Below are 20,986 nucleotides of genomic sequence, written 5' to 3' on the forward strand. Positions count from 1 at the left end.
CTTCGATCGAGCAGGTGATCGAGCGATTGAGGTTGGCCTTTTAGCGAGCGCCGCCTGATGTGTTGGTCGAACGGGCTTCATCGCGGGTCAAGCCCGCTCCTGCAGAGGGCCTTGGCCAGTTGCCGGATTGCCGTTTCGATCTCGCTGGCCGTCAGCGATGAATAGCCCAGCAACCAGCCCTGTTGTTTATGTTCACCGGCATACAAACGGCTGAGCCCTGGCAACTGCACACCGGCGCGGGCGGCCAGGCGCAGGGTTTGTTGTTCTGACCAGCCTGGCTCCAGCAAACAGGGAATCTGCAGGCCACCCGGCGGGCGCATGGCCGTGACGATGCCCGCCAGGTGCTTGCCAATGGCGTCGAGCAGGCACGCCCGGCGCCCGCCGTAGAGTTTGCGCATGGCGCGTACATGGGCGTTGTAGTGGCCGTCGTCCATGAAGCGCGCCAGGGTCAGTTGCAGGACCTGCGGCGTGTGTCCGTCGACAATGCTGCGCGCCGCACTGAACGGCGCCACCAGTTGCGTTGGCAGCACCATGTAGCCGATGCGCAGGCCGGGATAGAGGGTCTTGCTGAAGGTGCCGATGTAGAGGGTGCGCTGGTGGCGGTCCAGGCCCTGCACGCAGGCGGTCGGCAGGCCGTCGTAGTGGAACTCGCTGTCGTAGTCGTCCTCGATGATCCACTTGCCGTTTTCCGCTGCCCAGTTGATCAGCTCCAGGCGCCGCTCCAGGCTCAGGGTCGCGCCCGTGGGATACTGGTGCGACGGGGTGACGTATACGCAACTGGCACCGCTGCGGTCGGCGCGCAACAGGTCGGTGCGGATGCCGTGGGCATCGACGTCGATCGGCACGACCCGCGCTTGCGCCGCTTCAAAGGCCTTCTTCGCGCCAAAGTAGCCGGGGTTCTCCAGCAGGATCGGTTTGCCGGCGTCGACCAGCATCTGCGCGCAAAGGAACAGTGCCTGACGGGTACTGCTGAGCACCAGCACCTGCTCGGGCGCCACCTTGGCGCCGCGTTCCAGGTTCAGGTAGGTGGCAATGGCCTTGCGCAGGGCCTCGCTGCCTTGTGGGTCGCCGTGCAGCAGGATGTTGCCGCGATGGTCTTTAACGGCCTGGCGCTGCAGGCGTTCCCAGACCTCCAGCGGGAACGAGCGGGTTTCCGGCAGGCCGGTGGCAAAGGCCTTGATTGCCTGCTGGTCGCTGACGCCGCCGTTGTCGAACAGTATGCGTCCGCGCTGGCTCAGGCCCTGGCCGGGCTGCAGATCGCTGCGTTTTTGTGCCTGGGCGCGGATGCGCCGTTGCGTGCTGCCGCGCAGTTCGGCGCCAAGGCTGTCCGAGACATAGCTGCCCGAGCCCTCGCGACGCAGGATGTAGCCATCGCGCTGCAACTGCACGTAGGCGTTCTCGACGGTGTCGCGGGCGACCCCCAGCGACGTGGCCAGGGCGCGGCTGGCGGGCAGCTTGACGCCGCCGGCCAGGGCGCCTTCCAGGATCAGTGCGCGCAGGGCACGCTGGATGCGCTGGTGCAGGTCCAGCGGCGCGAACTCGGCGTCGTTGACGCGCATCTTCAGGGTTTCAAGCTCGAACGTGGTTGCCATGTGGTCTGCCGCAAGTGAAGAAACTGGCCTGAACGGGCAGGCCAGTCTATTCGTACACTCGGTCGCTCGTCACTGCCTCTTCGCAAGGAACCCTGCCGCCATGTCTACTTCAGCACTACGCCCCGGCGACCTCATGCACCCGCTCATTGCCGGTCTCATCTCGGTTATCGTCAATTACGGCGGGACCTTCATCCTGGTGTTCCAAGCGGCCAAGGTCGCTGGTTTGAGCCCGGCCCTCACGGCTTCCTGGGTGTGGTCGGTATCCATCGGCGTGGGGGTTAGCGGGCTGTTGCTCAGTTGGCTCAGCCGCCAGCCGATCATCACCGCCTGGTCGACACCGGCCGCCGCCTTCCTGGTCGTGGCCCTGGCCAGTACGCCCTACGCCGAGGCGGTGGGCGCCTACCTGATCTCGGCAGCCGCGTTTGTGCTGCTGGGCTTATCGGGCTGTTTCGACAAGCTCATCCGCCTGATCCCGCCGGGCATTGCGGCGGGGCTGCTGGCCGGGATCCTGCTGCAATTCGGCATCGGTGCCTTTGCCGGGCTCAGCGTCGACCCGTTGCTGGCCGCGCTGCTGATCGTGGCCTATCTGCTCTTCAAGCGCTTCAGTGCGCGCTATGCGGTGGTCGGCATCCTGCTGCTGGGGCTGGGCTTTTTGCTGATGCGCGGGCAGGTCGAGCTGTCGGGGCTGCGCTTGCAACTGGCGACGCCGGTCTTCACCGCGCCTGCATTTTCGCTCAATGCCATGCTCAGCGTGGCCCTGCCGCTGTTCCTGATTACCCTGACCGGCCAGTACATGCCCGGCATGCTGGTGCTGCGCAATGACGGCTTCAAGGCCAGTGCCAACCCTATTGTCGCCGTTACCGGGCTGGGCTCGTTGTTGATGGCGCCGTTCGGCTCCCACGCCTTCAACATCGCCGCGATCACCGCGGCGATCTGCACCGGCAAGGAAGCCCACGAAGAACCTGCCAAGCGCTGGATCGCCGGGGTGGCGGCGGGCGTGTTCTACATTCTTGTCGGCGTCTTCGGGGTAACCCTGGCCGCGCTGTTCATGGCCTTCCCGGCCACCTTCATCAGCACCCTGGCGGGGCTTGCGCTGCTGGGCACCATTGGCAGCAGCCTGGCCAATGCCATGGCCGATGCGAAAACCCGCGAAGCATCGTTGATCACCTTTCTGGCTGCGGCCGCCAATATCAGTTTGCTCGGTATCGGCGGGGCGTTCTGGGGGCTGGTGATCGGCCTGGGCGCTTATGCCGTGCTCAATGGCCGCTTGCCGCGCCGGGAGCGGGCAGGGGTGATCGGTGCCAGCAATGGCAAGGGGTAAGGCAGCGATCAGCGCTTGGCCGCCTTGGCGCGCTGATTCTCGTCGCTGCGCGCCCGTGCCGGGATGTTCTCCAGCGAAGTGGGCTTGTCGGCGATGTTGATCACCGTCCACTCCCAGAACGCGCTGGTCCAGTAGGTCAGTTCACCGTCTTCGAGCAGCAGGTCGTGGCGGCCACTGCTGTTCGGCGCTTCTTTGGCCTGACGCATCAACGGCACCAGTTGCATGGCGCGTTCGCCGTCGGTGGTCTCCAGCGACAGCGAAACCTGGCGCAGGCGGTCATCCTTGTCGAAGGCCGCTTCGATGCGGCTGACCTCGACGCCGCCGAGTTTGTAGGGTTCGATGCCCGGTACCGGGTCGACAGCCTGGTAGTACTGACGGGGCACGTTGTAGTGCACGCCGTTGATCAGCCAGACCCGGGTGAAATGCCGCTCCATTACCTCCACGACCTGCGCGCGCGGCATGCCCAGCGTGAACTCGCCAAGGCTCAGCGCCGACCAGGCGGTGCTCGGGAACAGGGCACAGCAGAGCAACAATGTCAGCATCCTTGGCACACCGGGTCCTCCTTGAAATGAGCGCAAAGGGTACTGCAGCCCTCGCATCCACGCTAGGATCAGCAGTCCTGCACTGACAATGAGGTCACCTGTGAAATACGCCATTACCCTGCTACTGAGCCTGATGCCGCTGCTGGCCAGCGCCGCCGAAGTCGGTGAACGCCTGGCACCCTTTACCTTGCTCGACCAGCACGACCAGGCCTACAGCCTCAACGAGCAGACCCGTGTGCTGCTGGTGGCGCGCAACATGGACGGTGCCAAGCTGGTCCAGGCTGCAGTGGGCGAACAGCCCAAGGGCTACCTGGAAGCGCGCGATGCGGTGTTCGTCGCTGATATTCAGCGCATGCCGGCGCTGATCAGCAAGCTGTTCGCGATTCCGGCCATGCGCGACTACAGCTACCGGGTGGTGCTGGACCGCGACGGCAAGGTGGTTGCGCGCTATCCGGGGGCTGAAGACAAGGTGCTGTGGATTCAGTTGGAGCAGGGGGTTGTGGCGGGGCAGAAGGAATATGCCAGTGCCGAGGCGTTGGCCACAGCACTCAAGGCGTTGCCGCAGCCATAGTGGGTTTGAATGCAGCGCAACTCTGTGGGAGCGGGCTGGACCCGCGATCGAGCGCGAAGCGGTCGCAATCCAGACGCCACCTGATGGGGAGGCTGTACTGACCCCATCGCGGGGCCAGTGCAGGCAGGCGCAGATCTTACAGCGGCACCTGCAAGGTCGTCTTGACCCGCTCCAGCACCACAATGGTCCGGAACCACTTCACGTTCGGATTATCGTGAAACAGCCGCTGGGCGATGTTCTGGAACACGGTCATGCTCGCCACCGTCAGCACCAGCAAAAAGTCGGCATCGCCAGTGACGTAATAGCACTGCTGAATTTCAGGCCCAGAGAAGGCGCGCTTCATCACTTCCAGGTCCGCCGACTGGGTGCGGTCGGCATGTACCTCGACCATCAGGGTAATCACCTGGCCGACTTTGTCCGGGTCGATGACCGCGGCGTTGGCCTGGATCACCCCGGTCTTTTTCAAGCGCTGGATACGCCGCTGCACCGAGGCCGTTGATAAGTGCACCTGCTCGGCCAGTTCGCGCAGGGGCTGGCTGTTGTCGCGCTGCAAGGCGGCGAGCAGGGCAAGGTCGAATTCGTCCAGGTCCATGCAAAAATTTCTCATCTTGAGGGGTGAAAACGAGGGCACTTATCAGTGGCTGCGGAATAAATTATCACCGTCTGTAGCTCCTCATTAGGGTATTTGCAATGACCGCGCATAACTCCACGTTGGGTGTAGTGCTCAATGTCCTCGCCTCGGTGCTGTTCGCGGTGATGTACGCCTATACCAGCCTGCTCGCGCCCCTCGACGGCGCCGAAATCTACGGCTGGCGGATTCTGCTGACCGTGCCGTGCCTGACCCTGATGGTGATCGCCAGCGGACACTGGCCGCAGGTGCGGCGGATCTTCCAGCGGCTGTTCGAGGAGCGTTGGTTCTGGGCGATTCGCCTGGTCTCGGCAGCCTTGCTCGGCGTGCAGTTGTGGCTGTTCATGTGGGCGCCGATCAACGGCCATGGCCTGGATGTATCGCTGGGCTACTTCCTGATGCCGCTGGTCATGGTGATTGTCGGCCGCCTGGCCTTCAAGGATTCGATCAGCCGCCTGCAACTGCTGGCGTGTGCGTTGGCGGCGCTGGGCATCATCAACCAGATCGCCATCGCCAAGGCGATTTCCTGGCCGGTGCTGGTGGTATCCCTGGGCTACCCCCTGTATTTCTGGCTGCGCCGGGTGACCGACACCAACAATATGGGCGGGCTGTGGTTCGACATGAGTTTGAGCCTGCCGGTGAGCCTGTACTTCGTGCTCAAGGGCGGGGTGGTGCTCGGCCTTGCCGGGCTGGCCTCGAACCTGCCCTGGCTGGTGCTCGGCCTGGGTGCGATCAGCGCGGCGGCCCTGGGCTTGCAAGCACTGTCGGCACCGCGCCTGAACCTGACCCTGTTCGGTCTGCTGATTTATGTCGAGCCGGTGCTGCTGGTGGTGGCCGCGGTGCTGCTGGGCGACAGCATCGCCCCGGCGCAGTGGCCAACCTACCTGGCGATCTGGCTGGCGGTGCTGGTACTGGTGGTGGAGGGCGGCTTGAGCCTCAACGGCAACCGCCGCACTTACTCGCCGAGCCGCTGCTCGCGCGAAGGCGGGTAGCCGAAGTAGGCGCAGTAGCACTTGCTGAAGTGCGAGACCGAAACAAAGCCACAGGCAATGGCCACATCCATCAGCGGCAGGTCGGAATACTGCAGCAGGCGCCGGCTCTTGGTGATGCGCAGTTCCATGTAGTAGCGGCTCGGCGAGGTGCCCAGTTGCGCCTGGAACAGGCGGTCGATCTGCCGCCGCGAACGGCCGCTGTAGGCTGCCAGCTGATCGAGGCTGAGGGTCTCTTCCAGGTTGCTTTCCATCAGCTCGACGATGGTGCGCAGTGGCGCGCTCATGGTTTTTTTCTGGCTGCTGTCGACCCGGCGAAAGCGCGCACTGGAAAACGCCAGGATCTCCTCGACACCCTCGGCCAGCGCCTCGCCATGCTGTAACTTGAGCAACCCCAGCATCATCTCCAGCGCGCCGTTGGGGCTGGCGGCGGTCAGGCGCTCGCGGTCGAGCACAAAGCTTGCCGGGGTGATGGTGCACTGCGGGCTGCGCTCGGCCAGGCTTGCCCGTTGTTCGGGGTGAATGGTGCAGTTGTAGCCTTCCAGCACCCCGGCGCGGCCGAGAAACCAGGCACCGTTCCACAACCCGCCCAGGGCCAGTTGGTGGGCGGCGGCATCGGCCAGCAGCCTGTCCAGCTCCGGGTACTTGAGCGGGGTACGCAAGCCGCCGCAGACGATCAGCATGTCCAGGTGGTCCAGGGCCGCGCGGTCGATGTGCGCGGCATAGATCTCCAGGCCCAGGTCACTGGTCACCCGTTCGCTGCCCAGGGAAAACGGTGTGCTCAAATACAGCTGGCTCTTGAGCAGGTTGGCCGTGACCAGTACGTCCATCGCCACGGTAAAGCTGGCCATGGAGAAGTTCTCCAGCAGCAGGAAACCCACCTGATAAGCCGGGGTACAGGCCGCCACAGGGTGTTTGAGATTGAGCATGTTGCTGGTGCTGGATTTCTTGCTGAACTGGCGTGGGGTGGGCAAGGCGCGGCTCCGCGAACTGGCAGGTTGAGGCGATGATGCCAGATATTGCCCTGCCCGCAATGGCAATCGAAATGAACCCTGGCGGACCCGGCACACCTAACCTTCAAAACCCCTCTGGAGGCTACCCATGAAAAAACGGTCATATCTCGTGGCTGGGCCGAAAGCCAGCGCAGGAGTGCCGATTTCCCGCGAGGGTTGACCAACCGGCTGGCGATAGGGATTGTAGGAGCGGCGCTGCACCGCCGCTCCTACACCGATACAAGGAAAGTATCCATGCCCCTGTTCGAAACCCCGCGCCTGCTCGTCCGCGAACTCTCTCGCCAGGACCTGCCCGCCCTGACGGCCATCCTTAGCGACCCCGAGGTCATGAAGTTCTCGCTGCGCGGCGTCTGCGACGAACAGATGACGGGTGCCTTCATCGACTGGTGCGTGCAGTGCTATGCCAATTACGGCATGGGCCAGTGGGCTCTGGTCGACAAGGCCAGCGGCGAGCTGGTCGGGTTCTGCGGGGTCAGCCCGGAGCAGGTCGCAGGGGTGCAGGAGGCCAGCCTGGGCTATCGGCTGGCCACGCGCTATTGGCGTCAGGGGCTCGCTAGCGAGGCGGTGAAGGGTGTGCTGGAGTATGTATTCAGCCAGCAACAACAGCCTGCAGTCATTGCGATCATTGAATCTGCAAACGTCGCCTCCTTGCGCGTGGCGCAAAAAGCCGGTTTCAATGCGTTCGATACCGTGCAGTTTCACGGCCGGCCCGTGCGTGTGTACCGGCTGACGCATCAGCACTGGAAGGCGCCATGACCAGCAGACACCTCGACCCGTTACGCCAGGCCATCCGCCAACAGCCGGTCTCGCCAGCACCCGCGCCGTGGAAACTGACCGGCCAGTTCACCGTCGCCGGCCTGCTGGAAATCGGTTTCGACCGCGACAGCGAGCGGCTGCTGGTGGCCTCAAGTTCAGGCCGTAGCGTGATCGACTGTCGTACCGGCGAGAAAATTGCCCGCGACCGTACCGACAACCTCGGCAGCGACCATTACCTGGAAACCCGCGGCATCGGCCCGTTGCACGACCGGGTGATTCGCATGGCCGGCATTCAGGGCGGCAGCCTGCCGATCAGCACCAGCGATGGCTGGGTCGTGGAGAACATCACCCTGGCCTGGCCCGAGCAGCACCTGCTGCTGGTCGAGCCGGGTTCGTGGCTGCATGGTGCGCGCTATAACCGGCCCTGGCAGTTTCATACCCTGGCGATCGAGACCGAAGTGCGCGCATTCGGGTTTTCCTACACCGGCCTGAGCCTGGTGATCGCCACGGGTGGCGAGTTACTGATTTATGGGCGCGCCGCGTCCCATCGCGGATAAATGGAGTTGCCTGGGTTAGGGCGGATCCGATGCTGTTCTTGACTCTGGTGCGTAACCTGTGGGAGCGGGCTTGAACTGGTCAACAGATTTTGGACACCGGTTTAGGTTCATACCGCAACCTTGAGCTTTTTCTCCATGGCTACCGGGGTTTCATAGCCGTTGTAGCTGTGGAGACGCTTAAGGTTGTAACGCATCAGATAAGCCTGGATGTCTAACTGTGCTTGCGCTTCGGTTTCGTAACCTTCTGCTGGCATCCACTCAGACTTCAATGCACCGAAGAAGCGCTCCATGACGGCGTTATCCCAGCACTGGCCTCGGTGACTCATGCTCTGTTCCAGACCGTACTCCTCAAGAGCAGCCCTGAATTTATGGCTGGTGTACTGACAACCCTGATCCGAGTGGAACATCACTCCAGCCGGTCTACCTCTAGATTCGACCGCCATTCGTAGCGCCTCGCAGGCAAGCCGGGCATCGGCGATCATTGAGAAAGCCCAGCCCACCACTCGGCGAGCATACAAGTCGATCACAGCCGCCAAGTACAGCCAACGCTTGCCTACCTGGATGTAGGTGACATCGCCGCACCACACCTGGTTGACCGTCGAGACGTTGAAGTTTCGCTTGAGCTGGTTACTCGCGATCAATGCTTCTGTGCCCGATGATCGGTAACGATGCGGCCTGCGTTGCTTGCATTGCAGACCGGCTTCCTTCATCAGCATACGTACCTTGTATCGCCCGGCTTTATGGCCAGCACGACGCAATTCCCGAACCAGCGTTCGCGACCCAGCAGAGCTACGAGAGGCCTTGAAAAGGCTGACCATCGTTGAACGCAGATCCTCTCTGACCGGATCCTTTCGTCCCTGGCGTTTTCGCCATGCGTAGAAACTGCTGCGCCGAACTCCAAGGACGCGACAGCAGTCGAAAACACCAAATTGCTCACTCAGTTCGTTGATCAGCGAGAACGATCCTTGGAGTCCCGAAGCAGGAGAGCACTGGCCTTTTTTAGGATTTCGATATCCCGGTCCTTTTGCCGGACTAGCGCTTCCAGCTCCTGGATTCGCTGCTGCTCTGGAGTGATGGCCTTGGCGCCGACTGGTGTTTGACCTTCTCGTTCCTGGCGCAGTTGCTCGACCCAGCGACGAAGCGCGGTCCGCCCTAGACCAAGGCTCTCGCAGACATCAGGGACTGACTCACCATCGTCCAGCACCATCTCGGCAGCTTTGATTTTGAATTCGTTCGAGTAAGATTTTCGCACTGATTTTGCCTCCAATTGGGCGCCATAATAGCGCCCGACGAAGGTGTCCAAAATCATTAGGCCAGTTCAGCTTGACCCGCGATCGAGTGCGAAGCGGTCGCAATCCAGGCGCCGCTGGCGTATTTTCGATAACCCGGTCCAAGACGCCATTCCTGATGCCAGCCCAACCTTTCGATCCCTGCCAAGACCTTGCCGACATTTTGTTGCCGCACTTGCCTGCGGACAACGGCGATGGCTCCCACGACCTGGCTCACATCCACCGGGTCTGGATCAACGCCCGCACCATTCAGGCCCAAGAGGGCGGCGACCTGACCCTCCTCCTGGCCGCCGCGCTGTTGCACGACTGCGTCGTGATCGAGAAGAGTTCCCCACTGCGCTCAAAGGCCTCGAGCCTGTCTGCGGATAAGGCTGCAAAACTGTTGGCTGAACTGGGTTGGCCCGCCGAGCGCATCAGCGCCGTGGCCCACGCCATCGCCACCCACAGTTTTTCTGCTGGCTTGCAGCCTGAAACCCTCGAAGCGAAAATCCTTCAGGACAGCGACCGCCTGGACGCCATCGGCATGGTCGGCGTGGCCCGCTGCTTCTACGTCGGCGGGCGCATGGGCTCTGCCCTGTACGACTTCAATAATCCCACCGCAGCAGGGCGCGACTATCAGGACCGGCAGTACAGCCTCGAACACTTCCATAGCAAACTGCTCAAGCTGGCCTCGGGCTTTCAGACCGGGGAGGGCGCACGCCTGGCGGCGGAGCGGCATCGGCGGCTTGAGCTGTTTGTGCAAGGTTTCATGGATGAGATTGGCAGCCCGCAGCCTTGATCGACACCACACTGACCGAAAGGACGCCTCAGTGAACCCACTGACGCTCACCACCCATCAATTGTTGATCAATTTCGCCGTAAAACCGATGTGAAGATGGAGTGGGACTGATTTCAGTTCTGCCGTTTCCCTGGACAACAACCTGAGCGAGAACCCACCGATGATCACCTGCTACCTGCGCTACGTCCTCGACCCCTACAAACTCGCCGAGTTCGAGCATTACGGCAAACTCTGGATCCCGCTGGTGGAACGCTTCGGCGGCCAGCACCACGGTTACTTCCTGCCCTCGGAAGGCGCCAACAATATCGCCCTGGCGATGTTCACCTTCCCAAGCCTTGCCGAGTACGAACGCTACCGCCAGGACTCGATGAACGACCCCGAGTGCCTGGCCGCCTTCCAGTACGCCCAGGATACCCGGTGCATCCTCAGCTATGAGCGTTCGTTCTTTCGGCCAGTATTCGGTCGGAACTGACAAACGGCGGTTCAGCCTCTATAAGTAGGGCATTTCCCACTCAATGGGAATCGAGTTTCACCTATTGAGAAAGACTGTGCACCATGGCGACAAGGAGCACATATGACCTACACCGCGCCCACCGATCGCCTGCTGCAAATCCTCGTTGCCCTCGGCCAGGCCAACGAGGCCGTGTCGGCCAAGGAGCTGAGCCTGCAACTGGACCAGCCCCTGAGCAGTACCTATCGGCACCTGAAGACCCTGCTGCGCTGGGGGCTGGCCGAGGACAACGTTCATGGCCGCTATCTGCCGGGCCCGGCCTGCCTGCAACTGGCGAAGAAATTCGACCGCGAGGCGCTGCTGGTGTCGCTGGCCAAGCCCGAGCTCAGGCGCCTGGCCGAACTCAGCCAGGAAAGCGTGGCACTGATGGTGCCCAGTAACGGCCAGGCCATCTGTATCGAACTGATCGACAGTCCGCAGCCGCTGCGCTGCTGTTACCAGAAGGGCCTGGCCCAACCGTTGCGGGTCGGCGCTTCGGCGCGGGTGTTGCTGGCGCACATGGAGCCGGCGCGCAGCCTGGCCATTCTCGAGGAACAGGGCCTGGAGGCTGAAGCACTGGACAGTTACCGCCAGAGCTTCGTGCAGATCCGTGACCAGGGTTATGCCATCAGCCTCGGTGAAATCGACGACGGCATCTGGGGCGTCAGTGCTCCGGTGCTCGACAGCCGCAACCGCCTGCACGGCGCAATCAGCCTGATGGCCCCGGCCATTCGAGCCCGGCAGAACAGCGAGCGCCTGACCCGCTGGACCTGTGAGGTCGCCCTGCGCATCGGTGCGCGGCTGGACTGAATCTACTGGAGTACCCCGCATGAACAGCAATACCGCACTGCCGCTATGGCAGGGTCGCGTCGATGCCGCAGAAGGTGCGTCGGCATTGCGCTGGCACCAATGGGTGCGGCCCTGGGCTGACGATCAACCGGCAGGCAACGCCCTGGTGGGCCTGGCCTGTGATGAAGGTGTCATCCGTAACCAGGGCCGCAGCGGTGCGCGCCAGGGGCCACCGGCCCTACGCAAGGCATTGGCTAACCTGGCCTGGCGCGGCCAGCGTCCGGTGTATGACAGCGGCGACTTCGTCTGCCTCGGCAGCGATCTGGAAGGCGCCCAGCAGGCCTATGCCAAGCGAGTGACGCAACTGCTTGATCAAGGGCATCTGCCATTGGGCCTGGGCGGCGGGCACGAAATCGCCTACGCCAGTTTTCTTGGCCTGGCCGGACATCTGCGACGGCACGAACAGCGCCCGCGCATCGGCATCGTCAATTTCGATGCGCACTTCGACTTGCGCCATAGCGCCCAGAGCAGTTCCGGCACGCCGTTCCGGCAGATCGCCGAGTACTGCCAGCAGGCGGGCATGGCCTTTGAGTATTGCTGCCTGGGCGTGAGCGAGTTGAACAATACCCAGGCGCTGTTCGACCAGGCCCGGCGCCTGAACGTGCGCTATCGCCTTGATCGGCAGATGCAGCCGTGGAACATCGCCGCTCTCGAAGCCTTTGTCGATGACTTCCTCAGTGGCATCGACCACCTGTACCTGACCCTCTGCCTGGACGTGCTACCGGCAAGCCAGGCGCCTGGCGTCAGTGCGCCTTCGGCCCATGGCGTCGAGTTGATGGTGGTCGAGCACCTGGCCCGCCGCGCCAAAGCGAGCGGCAAGTTGCGCATGGCCGATATCGCGGAACTCAACCCTGGCCTCGACCAGGACCAGCGAACGGCGCGCATAGGTGCGCGGCTGTTGGCCAGCCTGGTCGACTGAAACCCTTACCCCCTGATCCAACTATAAAAAGAAGAGTGTTAACCATGCTGACCCTGCAACTCGATGCTCTGACCACCGTCGCCCTGGCGCTATTGCTGCTGGCGATGGGCGCACAACTGAAAAAGCACAGCTACTGGCTGCGCCAACTCTGTGTCCCGGCCCCGGTCATCGGCGGCTTCGGCTTCGCCCTGGTGGTGTGGCTGCTGCGTGACCAGCAGTGGCTGGACATCAAGCTCGACACCGCCATGCAAACGCCGCTGATGGTGGCGTTCTTCACCACCGTGGGCCTGGGGGGCAGCCTTGGCTTGCTGCGCCAGGGCGGCAAGATCCTGTTCGTCTACCTCGGCGCCTGCTGGGCCCTGGCGCTGGTGCAGAACCTGGTCGGCGTGGGCATGGCCAAGGCACTGGGCATCGACCCGTTGCTGGGGATCATGGCCGGTGCGGTGTCGCTGGAAGGCGGCTTTGGTGCGGCCGCAGCGTTTGGTCCGATCGCCGAGAGCCTCGGCACTGTCGGCGCCACCACCGCAGCGCTGGCCTCGGCGACCTTCGGCATGGTTGCCGGTGGCCTGCTCGGCAGCCCGGTGGCGCGCTACCTGATCGAGCGCAAGAAACTGGTGGTTCAGGCGGACAAGGCCGATGCCCTGCAAGCCCTGGAAAAAGCCAACGAAACCCCTGTGGTCAGCCTCGATGCGCCGGTGCTGCTGCGCCTGCTGACCTGCATGCTGGTGATCATGGTGCTCGGTTTCTGGATTGGCGATGCCTTGAAGGCGCACCTGGGGATTGTTCTGCCGGTGTATGTCGGCGCCATGTTCGTTGCCATTCTGGCGCGCAACTTCAACGACCGCGCACGGCTGATCGAGATCCCCGACAACGCCGTCAGCACCCTGGGCGACATCAGCCTGGGGATGTTCCTGACCATGGCGATGATGAGCCTGAAGTTCTGGGAGCTGGAGCAACTGGGCCTGCCGCTGCTGGTGATCCTGGTGGTGCAGGTGCTGATCATGGTGCTGTTGTGCATCTTCGTGCTGTTTCGCCTGTTCGGCGGCAATTACGATGCGGCGGTGCTGTGCGCCGGCTACATGGGCCATGGCCTGGGCGCTACACCGAACGCGGTGGCCAACATGGGCGCCATCTGCGACCACTACAAGGTGTTCTCCTACAAGGCCTTCATCATCGTGCCGCTGTGTGGTGCGGTGCTGATCGACATCGTCGCGTTGCCGTTGATTACCTGGTTCATCAACGCGTTCAGCTGATGGGGCTAGGCGGGGCGCAAGGCCCCGCCATCCACCGGGCTAGAGGGTTTTCATGTATTCGACCAAGGCATAACGGTCGGCATCGGTGAAGGACGATGCGCCGTAGTCGTGGCCGAAGTTGAAGTTACCGGGCAAGGACGTGTCGTAGGTAAATTGACTGCCGGGCCCGAAGGCATCGATAAATCCGACTTTTTCCGGATCGAACTGGGTCGAGCCCATCTTGAAGCGCGAGGGACGTTGCTCTGCCGGCAGCAGCAGGTCGTAAAGCGTGGGTACCGAGCCGTTGTGCAGGTAGGGCGCGGTTGCCCAGATGCCAGTCAATGGACGGGCTTTATAGGCCAGCGGGTATTTCTGGACTGTTTTGCCTTTCTCCACCGTGTTCTTCTTGGCCAGCGCATAACATTGCTCGAGTCGATAGGCTTTATGCGGCGGGAGCAGTGTTTTCATCATGCTCAGTTGCTTGTCTTTGCTGACTTCCAGTTCCACCAGGGGGTCGACATGAAAGACCCCACGCAACGCCAGGTCGATAATTTCGCTCTTCTGGTTCAACAGTATTTCCCGGGCAGCGACCCCTAGTTGAGTGACCAGCGACGAGCCATGGTCGATATGGCCGCGGTCTGCATTGAGGTGTTCGCCTAGAAGGTTGCCGGGGGCACTGCTGAACTGTACGGCATTGCACGCCATCCAGGGATCGGTTGCGATGGTCTGGGGCGTTTCCTGCGCAGCAATGCGCGTCATCTGTGCCTGGATCGGTGTGGTCAGGTCGTTGCGCGCCAGCGGTAGATGGCAGCTCGAACAATTGTTGGCGAACAGTGCAGCGCCTCGGCTGACTTTCACCGGGTCGATTTTCCCCAGTTGTTCCGGCCATTTTGGCGGCTTGAGTTTCTGAATGGTTCGCTCAAGGTGGTCAAGGTTCTGAACGCGCACGCTTGAAGCAAATCCCTTGAGCAGCGGGGCATGCTGCATCGCCACATCACCGAACACGCCGACCACTTCCGAAGCGTTACGGGCCAGGGCGCCGATGTCCAGGCCGTTCTTGCCCAGGCGCTTGTTCGGGGCCACGCCGTTCCACTGCACCACATTGTGCTGAGGGGTATTACACAGGAACGGGTAGCTCACCGGTGCATCCGAAGGGTTGGGGGTCTGAGCGATGGCGCCATTGAGTTGCGCCACCCGGTTGAGAATATGCCCCACTGCATCGACGCGGCCGGGGCCATACTCCAGGTTGGTAGCGTTGAGTGAGGCGCTGGTCTTGAGGAACTGACCCAGGCTGTTGAGCGCCGTGTGCAGTTGCAGTCGATTGGCCGGTGTGTAGGCATCTTTCAAGACGTTTCGTGCAAAGCGGTCGAATGATTCTTCGTTTTCGGCGGTCGCAAACAGTGCTTCTCGAAAGGCATCGAGGAATTTCTGGAAATCCGCATTGGTGGGGCCACCCTGTATCACCCAGGTATTGTCACCATGGGAAATATTGGCGGTGTGGCACGCCGAGCAGTTCATGCCTACCCAGGGCTCCTGGTCCCGTTGATTGGCGTACCAGCGCAGGCGGGAAAAGGTCAGGGTCCTGTCGTCGCCCTGATCGATGACGAAACCGCGAGGCAGTCGGAAGGTGGAACCATTGAAGGGCAGAAGGTGGGGCGTATAACCGTACGCCTTGATGTTGTCTTCGGAGAGGAACGCCTTCCGCGTGCCTGCGACCTCCAGCGCCATCAACCAGCTCAAGGGCACCAGGCGCGAGCCCTGGGAGGTGTTCTGCCAGAGCGCAAGATCCTTGGTGCTCCAGTTTTGGTCCAGAATGGCCTCATCGGCCTGGGCACCTGTCGAAGCCAGGCACCCGACTCCGATGCTGACCGCTGCCAACACAGACTTCATTGTCATTTCTTCGATCCTTCGTGGCTTAGCCAACGTTGTTGTTAGAACATCAGGTCAGGGGCAGTACCTCTTTCAGTTTGCGTTAGCGCATTGCAGCGCCGCCGTCATTCAGGCTGGATCTTGTCTTGCAGCGTAGAAGGTTTTCAGTACCGTGCTGGCGTCGTTTGAGTCTGGAAGCCTGGGCGAGAGCGATCCAGTGCTGGCTGGGCACGGCGGGCTCCGGGGGGTGAGGGGGGCAAGCCCGACCATAGCGCGTTTGTGCGGCTGGCTTTAGAACAATTGTGCGCGCGGCTCACATCGGCAACGAGCGGTTCTCGATAACCCGCTTCATCACCAGGGTCGAGGTCAGGCGCTGCACATTGGGCAGTGCCGACAGCCGCTCATCGTACAGTTGCTGGAAGGCTGGCAGGTCGCGGGTGACCACCTGCAGCAGATAGTCCGGATCACCAAACAGCCGCTGCGCCTCGACGATCTGGGGTATCTCCTGCAGCGCCGCTTCAAAGGCGCTCACCGCCGGGCGATCACCTTCGCGCAAGGTCACGAACACCATTGCCGAGAAGTTCAGCCCCAGGGCACCCGGCGCCAGTTGTGCGCGGTAGCCCTGGATCACCCCGGATTGCTCCAGGGCACGCACCCGCCGGTGGCAGGGCGACAGGCTCAAACCCACCCGTTCGGCCAGTTCGGTCACCGACAGGCGCCCGTCGTTCTGCAGTTGCGCAAGAATCTTGCGGTCAATCCTGTCCATGTGGAAGAACCTTTCTATATTGGCCGGTAGTTCTGGAATATTCGAAAGATAATCCTATCAGCTTTTCTCTAATCTCCCTGCGAACTCCAGATTTGCGACGAGGTAGAGCGATGCAGGCAAGAAACTTCCAGGCACAGCACGCGGCGGTGCGGCCATGACCTTGAACATGCTGGCCGCCTTCTGGGCGGTGTCGTTGTTGTTCGTGATCACCCCGGGGGTGGACTGGGCCTATGCCATTTCCGCCGGCCTGCGCGGCCGAGTGGTCGTGCCTGCCGTGACCGGGCTATTGCTCGGGCACCTGGCGGCAACCCTGGTGGTGGCTGCCGGGGTAGGCGGGCTGGTGGCGAGCACCCCCATGGCCCTCACGCTGCTGACCGTGGCGGGCTCGGCTTATCTGCTGTGGCTGGGCGTCAACATGCTCATCCATCCTTCGGTTCCACACGCCGGGCAGGCGCAGGCGTCGGCCTCCTGGGCGCGCTGGGCATTCAAAGGTGCCTGCGTCAGCGGCCTCAACCCCAAGGTCTTCCTGCTGTTCGTGGCCTTGCTGCCGCAATTCACCGACGCCATGGCCGCCTGGTCGGTGCCGGTGCAGATCGTCACCCTGGGCCTGGTCCATGCCTTCAGTTGCGCGGTGGTCTATCTGCTGGTGGGCTTCGGCTCCCAGGCAGTGCTGCAGTCGCGGCCCGCAGCGGCGAAAGTGGTCAGCCGGGTGTCCGGGCTGGCGATGATCCTGATTGCCGCGGTTTTGCTCGTCGAACAGTGGGTCGGCCACCTTCGGTTGCTCTGAAATTGACCGCTGATCAAGGGAAAAGCGCTTTTGCTCTTTCGACTTGGAGCAAGGGAAGGCACAATGCGTGTCCTTTTTTTGGCCGGCCTGGCCGGGGGCCTCGAAATGATCAAAACGCCGTACTACCTCATCGACAAAACCAAGCTGCTGCGCAACATGGAGAAGATCGCCTACGTGCGCGAGCAGTCCGGGGCCAAGGCCCTGCTGGCACTCAAGTGCTTCGCCACCTGGTCGGTGTTCGACCTGATGCAGCAGTACATGGACGGCACCACCTCGTCGTCGCTGTACGAGCTCAAGCTTGGCCGCCAGAAGTTCGAGGGCGAGACCCACGCCTACAGCGTGGCCTGGGCCGACGACGAAATCGAAGAGATGCTCGACAACTGCGACAAGATCATCTTCAACTCCATCGGCCAGCTGCAGCGCTTTGCCGATGCCTCCGAAGGCAAGGTCCGCGGCCTGCGCGTCAACCCGCAGGTGAGCAGCTCCGACTACCTGCTGGCCGACCCGGCGCGCCCGTTCAGCCGGCTGGGCGAGTGGGACCCGGTGAAGGTCGAAGCCGTCATCGAGAAGATCTCCGGCTTCATGTTCCACAACAACTGCGAGAACGACGACTTCGGCCTGTTCGACCAGATGCTCGGCACCATCGAAGAGCGCTTCGGCCATCTGCTGCACAAGGTCGAGTGGGTCAGCCTGGGCGGCGGCATCCACTTTACCGGTGAAGGCTACGCACTCGATGCCTTCTGCGCGCGCCTGAAAGCCTTCTCCGAGAAGTACGGCGTGCAGGTTTACCTGGAACCGGGCGAAGCGGCGATCACCCAGAGCGCCTCGCTGGAAGTTACCGTGCTCGACACCCTCTATAACGGCAAGCACCTGGCCGTGGTCGACAGCTCGATCGAAGCGCACATGCTCGACCTGCTGATCTACCGCCTGAACGCCAAGCTGGCGCCAAGCGAGGGCGAACACACCTACATGGTATGCGGCAAATCCTGCCTTGCCGGCGACATTTTCGGCGAATACCAATTCGATCGTCCGCTGGCCATCGGCGATCGGCTGTCGTTTGTTGACGCAGCGGGTTACACCATGGTCAAGAAAAACTGGTTCAACGGCCTGAAAATGCCGTCCATCGTAGTGAAACAACTCGACGGTAGTGTCGAGCTGGTTCGTGAATTCGGGTTCGAAGACTACTTGTCCAGCCTGTCGTAAGCTGGCAGTAAAGGAGAGAAAGAGAAATTGAAGAAGAACGTTCTTATCATTGGTGCAGGAGGTGTCGCCAAGGTGGTGGCCCACAAGTGCGCGCAGCACAACGACGAACTCGGTCGTATTGCTATCGCGTCGCGCAACATCTCCAAATGCCAGGCCATCATCGACAGCGTCAAGGCCAAGGGTAGCCTCAAGCAACCTGCAGAGATCAAAGCCTTCTCGTTGAATGCGCTGGACGTCGAAGCGACCAAAGCGCTGATCCGCGAAACCGAATCGCAAATCGTCATCAACGTCGGTTCCGCTTTCCTCAACATGTCGGTGCTGCGTGCCTGCATCGATACTGGCGTGGCCTACCTGGACACCGCCATTCACGAAGAACCGGGCAAGATCTGCGAGACGCCGCCCTGGTATGGCAACTACGAGTGGAAACACCTCGAGGAATGCCAACAAAAGAACGTTACCGCCATTCTTGGCGTGGGCTTCGATCCGGGCGTGGTCAACGCCTATGCGGCCCTGGCCAAGCAAAAGTATTTCGACAGCATTGACTCCATCGATATCCTCGACGTCAATGCCGGATCCCATGGCAAATATTTCGCCACCAACTTCGACCCGGAAATCAACTTCCGCGAGTTCACCGGGCAGGTGTGGAGCTGGCAGAACAGCCAGTGGACCAGCAACACCATGTTCGAAGTCAAGCGTACCGACGACCTGCCGGTAGTCGGCTCGCAGAACCTGTACCTGACCGGCCACGACGAAGTGCACTCGCTGTCGAAGAACCTCGACGTGCCGAACGTGCGCTTCTGGATGAGCTTCGGCGAGCACTACATCAACGTGTTCACCGTGCTGAAGAACCTTGGCCTGCTCTCCGAGCAACCGGTCAAGACCGCCGAAGGCCTGGAAGTGGTGCCGTTGAAAGTGGTCAAGGCCGTGCTGCCTGACCCCGCCTCGCTGGCACCGGGTTACACCGGCAAGACCTGCATCGGCGACCTGGTCAAAGGCACCAAGGACGGCCAGCCGCGCGAAGTGTTCATCTACAACGTAGCGGATCACGAAGAGGCTTACGCCGAAACCGACAGCCAGGGCATTTCCTACACCGCAGGCGTGCCGCCTGTGGCCGCGGCGCTGCTGGTTGCCCGTGGCGAGTGGGACGTGCAGCGCATGGTCAACGTCGAGGAGCTGCCTGCCGAGCCGTTCCTCAAGGCGCTGGACGTGATGGGCCTGCCGACTCGGGTTAAAGACGAGAACGGCGACCGTCCGTGGAACTGAGTTCCACGCAGCGGTAAAACACCGGGTGCACCAGGTTAGGTGTACCCGGTGAGCGGTCGAGGCGCCGATCTGGCGCCTCGATTCAGAGTAAGTGGCTGTTTTAACAACAATTTGTGCAGTCAGGGGCTTCCCAGGCACAACGAAGTTTGATAAATTGCCAGCCATTCTTGCAACGGTCCTCACGGGGCTGGCAGCGAAGGCCCGCAACTTCCCAGGTTGCACCACGTTGCATCATCGCAAGCGAGTGCCAGGCACTCATCGCTACAGCTACAGGGGCGTCGCCAAGCGGTAAGGCAGCAGGTTTTGATCCTGCCATGCGTTGGTTCGAATCCAGCCGCCCCTGCCATTTTCTCGTTGTACCTTTCCTCTTTGTAATGGTCGCTCCCAGAGCAATTGCAACACCCATGCAATTACTGTCATTGTTGCCACTTATTCCCCCTGGCAAGGACTGCCTCCATGGCACTGCACCTCTGGCTCACCTTTTCCCTGGCATACCTGCTGACTTCCCTGACCCCCGGCCCCAACGTACTGCTGACCGTGCGCAACGCCTTGCGCCATGGCCCGGCGGGCATGGGCGTGACCTTGTTCGGCAACCTGCTGGCGCAACTGCTGGTCATCAGTGCCGTGGCCTGGGGCGTGGGGGCGATGTTGCTGGCGTTGCCGACGGCGTTCCTGGCCTTGAAAGTGGTAGGCGCGGGGTACTTGATCTACCTCGGTGCACGCCAGCTGTTTGCGCGCAAATCGGTTTCGACTGCTGCCGCCGAAGTCGCCGTGCCGGCAGCGCAATCGAAATGGCGGATCGGCACTGAAGCCTTCCTGGTCTCGGCCAGCAATCCGAAAACCCTGATTTTCTTCTGCGCCTTCCTGCCGCAGTTTCTCGACCATGGCCGGCCGATCGCCGAGCAGTTCGCGGTCATGTACCTGACCAGTGCCGCCATCGTCTGCGGCGTGCACTCGTTCTACTGCTTTAGCGCCTTGCACTTCAGTAAGCACGTGAAGGCTTCGCGCGTGGTGGCGGCGCTCAAGCGTGCCACCGGTGCGCTGTTCATCGGCCTCGGGGTGCGGTTGTTGAGCGCCAGGGCGGTATAACGCGCTCGCTCACCAATGCCGCAAGGCGCCCATGCTGACCATGGCCGCCAGCCCCAGCAGGCACATGATGCCCACGGCATAGGCAATGGTGCGCCACGGTTGCCAGCGCGCCAGGTAGGTCACGGTGTGTACCAGGCGTGCGACGGTAAATAGCACCATCAACCCGGCCGTGAACAGCAATGGCGGGTTGAACACCAGGCACAGCGCGCCCAGCACAAAAAACAGCGGAATGTTTTCCAGGTCGTTGGCCCAGGCCTGGGCCGCGCGGCTGACCTGCGGCAACTCCTCGGGGCTCGCCTGGCGGCCGACAAACCCGGCGTCCTCGCTGTTTTTGAAGGTCAGGCGGCTGATGCGATAGAAACCCTGATAACAGGAGATCGCCAGCATCTTCACAAACAGCGCGACCACGCAGAGGGCATAGATGGAGATCAGCGTAGGCATCTTCATTCCTTTGAAAACGGGGAGCGCGATCATCGCCTGAAT

Annotated in this window: 22 protein-coding genes and 1 tRNA gene; 15 read left to right on the forward strand and 8 right to left on the reverse strand. The window is 62.0% G+C overall.

Translation table 11 applies throughout. The features are described 5' to 3' along the window. Positions 1 to 77 precede the first annotated feature (77 nt). Complete coding sequence (gene pdxR, locus LOY45_RS10480; protein ID WP_258579092.1) at positions 78 to 1,592, reverse strand: MocR-like pyridoxine biosynthesis transcription factor PdxR; 1,515 nt, start codon at positions 1,590 to 1,592, stop codon at positions 78 to 80. Between the two features lie 100 nt (positions 1,593 to 1,692). On the opposite strand from pdxR, the gene LOY45_RS10485 reads away from it, so the two are divergent. After that, a complete protein-coding gene (locus LOY45_RS10485; RefSeq protein WP_233674336.1) occupies positions 1,693 to 2,913 on the forward strand; it encodes a benzoate/H(+) symporter BenE family transporter in 1,221 nt (406 codons plus the stop codon). 8 nt (positions 2,914 to 2,921) lie between these two features. Here the strand turns inward: LOY45_RS10485 and LOY45_RS10490 are convergent, their stop codons facing one another. Then, positions 2,922 to 3,455: a hypothetical protein gene (locus LOY45_RS10490; protein ID WP_115087419.1), complete on the reverse strand. Its 534-nt coding sequence runs from the start codon at positions 3,453 to 3,455 to the stop codon at positions 2,922 to 2,924. 100 nt (positions 3,456 to 3,555) lie between these two features. Between LOY45_RS10490 and LOY45_RS10495 the strand changes: the two genes are divergently transcribed. Continuing rightward, positions 3,556 to 4,026 (forward strand): hypothetical protein, encoded by a 471-nt coding sequence (locus LOY45_RS10495; RefSeq protein WP_010226837.1) that lies wholly within the window; start codon positions 3,556 to 3,558, stop codon positions 4,024 to 4,026. 136 nt (positions 4,027 to 4,162) lie between these two features. Here the strand turns inward: LOY45_RS10495 and LOY45_RS10500 are convergent, their stop codons facing one another. Beyond that, a complete protein-coding gene (locus tag LOY45_RS10500; RefSeq protein WP_115087415.1) occupies positions 4,163 to 4,618 on the reverse strand; it encodes an Lrp/AsnC family transcriptional regulator in 456 nt (151 codons plus the stop codon). Positions 4,619 to 4,716: 98 nt separating this feature from the next. Between LOY45_RS10500 and rarD the strand changes: the two genes are divergently transcribed. Beyond that, positions 4,717 to 5,646, forward strand: a complete 930-nt coding sequence (gene rarD, locus LOY45_RS10505) for an EamA family transporter RarD (protein WP_258579093.1) — start codon at positions 4,717 to 4,719, stop codon at positions 5,644 to 5,646. Here the strand turns inward: rarD and LOY45_RS10510 are convergent. Beyond that, positions 5,610 to 6,617, reverse strand: a complete 1,008-nt coding sequence (locus LOY45_RS10510) for a GlxA family transcriptional regulator (protein WP_115087411.1) — start codon at positions 6,615 to 6,617, stop codon at positions 5,610 to 5,612. The genes rarD and LOY45_RS10510 overlap by 37 nt on opposite strands. Positions 6,618 to 6,890: 273 nt before the next feature. Here LOY45_RS10510 and LOY45_RS10515 point away from each other — a divergent pair, with 273 nt between their 5' ends. Together LOY45_RS10515 and LOY45_RS10520 are read left to right on the forward strand one after the other, a co-directional pair. After that, a complete protein-coding gene (locus LOY45_RS10515) occupies positions 6,891 to 7,412 on the forward strand; it encodes a GNAT family N-acetyltransferase (RefSeq protein WP_134062223.1) in 522 nt (173 codons plus the stop codon). Then, the gene (locus LOY45_RS10520) at positions 7,409 to 7,969 is read left to right on the forward strand and encodes a hypothetical protein (protein WP_115087409.1); all 561 of its coding nucleotides are present in this window, start codon (positions 7,409 to 7,411) and stop codon (positions 7,967 to 7,969) included. The genes LOY45_RS10515 and LOY45_RS10520 overlap by 4 nt, the downstream gene beginning before the upstream one ends. Before the next feature lie 107 nt (positions 7,970 to 8,076). Here LOY45_RS10520 and LOY45_RS10525 read toward each other — a convergent pair. Then, positions 8,077 to 9,176 (reverse strand): IS3 family transposase gene (locus tag LOY45_RS10525; RefSeq protein WP_476705458.1). Its coding sequence is split into 2 segments (ribosomal slippage): positions 8,077 to 8,972 and positions 8,972 to 9,176, totalling 1,101 coding nucleotides; the frame shifts between segments, so codons are not numbered across the junction. Between the two features lie 200 nt (positions 9,177 to 9,376). Between LOY45_RS10525 and LOY45_RS10530 the strand changes: the two genes are divergently transcribed. The 5 genes from LOY45_RS10530 (at position 9,377) to gltS (ending at position 13,547) form a co-directional block, all read left to right on the forward strand. After that, positions 9,377 to 10,036 carry an HD domain-containing protein gene (locus LOY45_RS10530; RefSeq protein ID WP_115087408.1) on the forward strand — a complete coding sequence of 220 codons (660 nt, stop codon included), beginning with the start codon at positions 9,377 to 9,379 and terminating at the stop codon, positions 10,034 to 10,036. Between the two features lie 160 nt (positions 10,037 to 10,196). After that, positions 10,197 to 10,508, forward strand: coding sequence for an NIPSNAP family protein (locus LOY45_RS10535; RefSeq protein ID WP_258579094.1), 312 nt, complete (start codon positions 10,197 to 10,199; stop codon positions 10,506 to 10,508). 102 nt (positions 10,509 to 10,610) lie between these two features. Continuing rightward, on the forward strand, positions 10,611 to 11,336 hold the full coding sequence (locus LOY45_RS10540) for an IclR family transcriptional regulator (RefSeq protein WP_258579095.1): 726 nt from the start codon (positions 10,611 to 10,613) through the stop codon (positions 11,334 to 11,336). 19 nt (positions 11,337 to 11,355) lie between these two features. Continuing rightward, the gene (gene hutG, locus LOY45_RS10545; RefSeq protein ID WP_115087404.1) at positions 11,356 to 12,294 is read left to right on the forward strand and encodes a formimidoylglutamase; all 939 of its coding nucleotides are present in this window, start codon (positions 11,356 to 11,358) and stop codon (positions 12,292 to 12,294) included. Between the two features lie 44 nt (positions 12,295 to 12,338). Then, on the forward strand, positions 12,339 to 13,547 hold the full coding sequence (gene gltS / locus LOY45_RS10550) for a sodium/glutamate symporter (protein WP_115087402.1): 1,209 nt from the start codon (positions 12,339 to 12,341) through the stop codon (positions 13,545 to 13,547). A gap of 39 nt (positions 13,548 to 13,586) precedes the next feature. Here gltS and LOY45_RS10555 read toward each other — a convergent pair whose 3' ends face one another. Then, positions 13,587 to 15,404 (reverse strand): di-heme-cytochrome C peroxidase, encoded by a 1,818-nt coding sequence (locus LOY45_RS10555; RefSeq protein ID WP_258579096.1) that lies wholly within the window; start codon positions 15,402 to 15,404, stop codon positions 13,587 to 13,589. A gap of 304 nt (positions 15,405 to 15,708) precedes the next feature. Next, a complete protein-coding gene (locus LOY45_RS10560; protein ID WP_258579097.1) occupies positions 15,709 to 16,161 on the reverse strand; it encodes an Lrp/AsnC family transcriptional regulator in 453 nt (150 codons plus the stop codon). Between the two features lie 154 nt (positions 16,162 to 16,315). Between LOY45_RS10560 and LOY45_RS10565 the strand changes: the two genes are divergently transcribed. The 5 genes from LOY45_RS10565 to LOY45_RS10585 all read left to right on the forward strand — a co-directional run bounded on the left by LOY45_RS10565 (position 16,316) and on the right by LOY45_RS10585 (position 20,503). Then, positions 16,316 to 16,948: a LysE family translocator gene (locus LOY45_RS10565; RefSeq protein WP_134062229.1), complete on the forward strand. Its 633-nt coding sequence runs from the start codon at positions 16,316 to 16,318 to the stop codon at positions 16,946 to 16,948. A gap of 105 nt (positions 16,949 to 17,053) precedes the next feature. Beyond that, a complete protein-coding gene (gene nspC / locus LOY45_RS10570; RefSeq protein ID WP_115087666.1) occupies positions 17,054 to 18,151 on the forward strand; it encodes a carboxynorspermidine decarboxylase in 1,098 nt (365 codons plus the stop codon). Positions 18,152 to 18,178: 27 nt separating this feature from the next. Then, positions 18,179 to 19,414: a saccharopine dehydrogenase family protein gene (locus LOY45_RS10575; RefSeq protein ID WP_115087394.1), complete on the forward strand. Its 1,236-nt coding sequence runs from the start codon at positions 18,179 to 18,181 to the stop codon at positions 19,412 to 19,414. A gap of 271 nt (positions 19,415 to 19,685) precedes the next feature. Beyond that, positions 19,686 to 19,760 (forward strand) — tRNA-Gln (locus LOY45_RS10580). A 110-nt stretch (positions 19,761 to 19,870) separates the two neighbouring features. Next, positions 19,871 to 20,503 carry a LysE family translocator gene (locus LOY45_RS10585; protein WP_233674340.1) on the forward strand — a complete coding sequence of 211 codons (633 nt, stop codon included), beginning with the start codon at positions 19,871 to 19,873 and terminating at the stop codon, positions 20,501 to 20,503. A gap of 9 nt (positions 20,504 to 20,512) precedes the next feature. On the opposite strand, the gene LOY45_RS10590 is transcribed toward LOY45_RS10585, so the two are convergent. Beyond that, a complete protein-coding gene (locus LOY45_RS10590; protein WP_115087390.1) occupies positions 20,513 to 20,944 on the reverse strand; it encodes an MAPEG family protein in 432 nt (143 codons plus the stop codon). Positions 20,945 to 20,986: the final 42 nt, after the last annotated feature.

Source organism: Pseudomonas wadenswilerensis (assembly GCF_024749185.1).
GTDB lineage: Bacteria > Pseudomonadota > Gammaproteobacteria > Pseudomonadales > Pseudomonadaceae > Aquipseudomonas > Aquipseudomonas wadenswilerensis.

Coding starts and splice junctions, on each gene's coding strand:
- gltS (WP_115087402.1), top strand. CDS start 12,339: ATGCTGACCCTGCAACTCGATGCTCTGACCACCGTCGCCCTGGCGCTA.
- LOY45_RS10520 (WP_115087409.1), top strand. CDS start 7,409: ATGACCAGCAGACACCTCGACCCGTTACGCCAGGCCATCCGCCAACAG.
- LOY45_RS10500 (WP_115087415.1), bottom strand. CDS start 4,618: ATGGACCTGGACGAATTCGACCTTGCCCTGCTCGCCGCCTTGCAGCGC.
- hutG (WP_115087404.1), top strand. CDS start 11,356: ATGAACAGCAATACCGCACTGCCGCTATGGCAGGGTCGCGTCGATGCC.
- LOY45_RS10540 (WP_258579095.1), top strand. CDS start 10,611: ATGACCTACACCGCGCCCACCGATCGCCTGCTGCAAATCCTCGTTGCC.
- LOY45_RS10535 (WP_258579094.1), top strand. CDS start 10,197: ATGATCACCTGCTACCTGCGCTACGTCCTCGACCCCTACAAACTCGCC.
- LOY45_RS10530 (WP_115087408.1), top strand. CDS start 9,377: ATGCCAGCCCAACCTTTCGATCCCTGCCAAGACCTTGCCGACATTTTG.
- LOY45_RS10560 (WP_258579097.1), bottom strand. CDS start 16,161: ATGGACAGGATTGACCGCAAGATTCTTGCGCAACTGCAGAACGACGGG.
- LOY45_RS10515 (WP_134062223.1), top strand. CDS start 6,891: ATGCCCCTGTTCGAAACCCCGCGCCTGCTCGTCCGCGAACTCTCTCGC.
- LOY45_RS10565 (WP_134062229.1), top strand. CDS start 16,316: ATGACCTTGAACATGCTGGCCGCCTTCTGGGCGGTGTCGTTGTTGTTC.
- LOY45_RS10490 (WP_115087419.1), bottom strand. CDS start 3,455: ATGCTGACATTGTTGCTCTGCTGTGCCCTGTTCCCGAGCACCGCCTGG.
- LOY45_RS10585 (WP_233674340.1), top strand. CDS start 19,871: ATGGCACTGCACCTCTGGCTCACCTTTTCCCTGGCATACCTGCTGACT.
- LOY45_RS10590 (WP_115087390.1), bottom strand. CDS start 20,944: ATGCCTACGCTGATCTCCATCTATGCCCTCTGCGTGGTCGCGCTGTTT.
- nspC (WP_115087666.1), top strand. CDS start 17,054: ATGATCAAAACGCCGTACTACCTCATCGACAAAACCAAGCTGCTGCGC.
- LOY45_RS10485 (WP_233674336.1), top strand. CDS start 1,693: ATGTCTACTTCAGCACTACGCCCCGGCGACCTCATGCACCCGCTCATT.
- rarD (WP_258579093.1), top strand. CDS start 4,717: ATGACCGCGCATAACTCCACGTTGGGTGTAGTGCTCAATGTCCTCGCC.
- pdxR (WP_258579092.1), bottom strand. CDS start 1,592: ATGGCAACCACGTTCGAGCTTGAAACCCTGAAGATGCGCGTCAACGAC.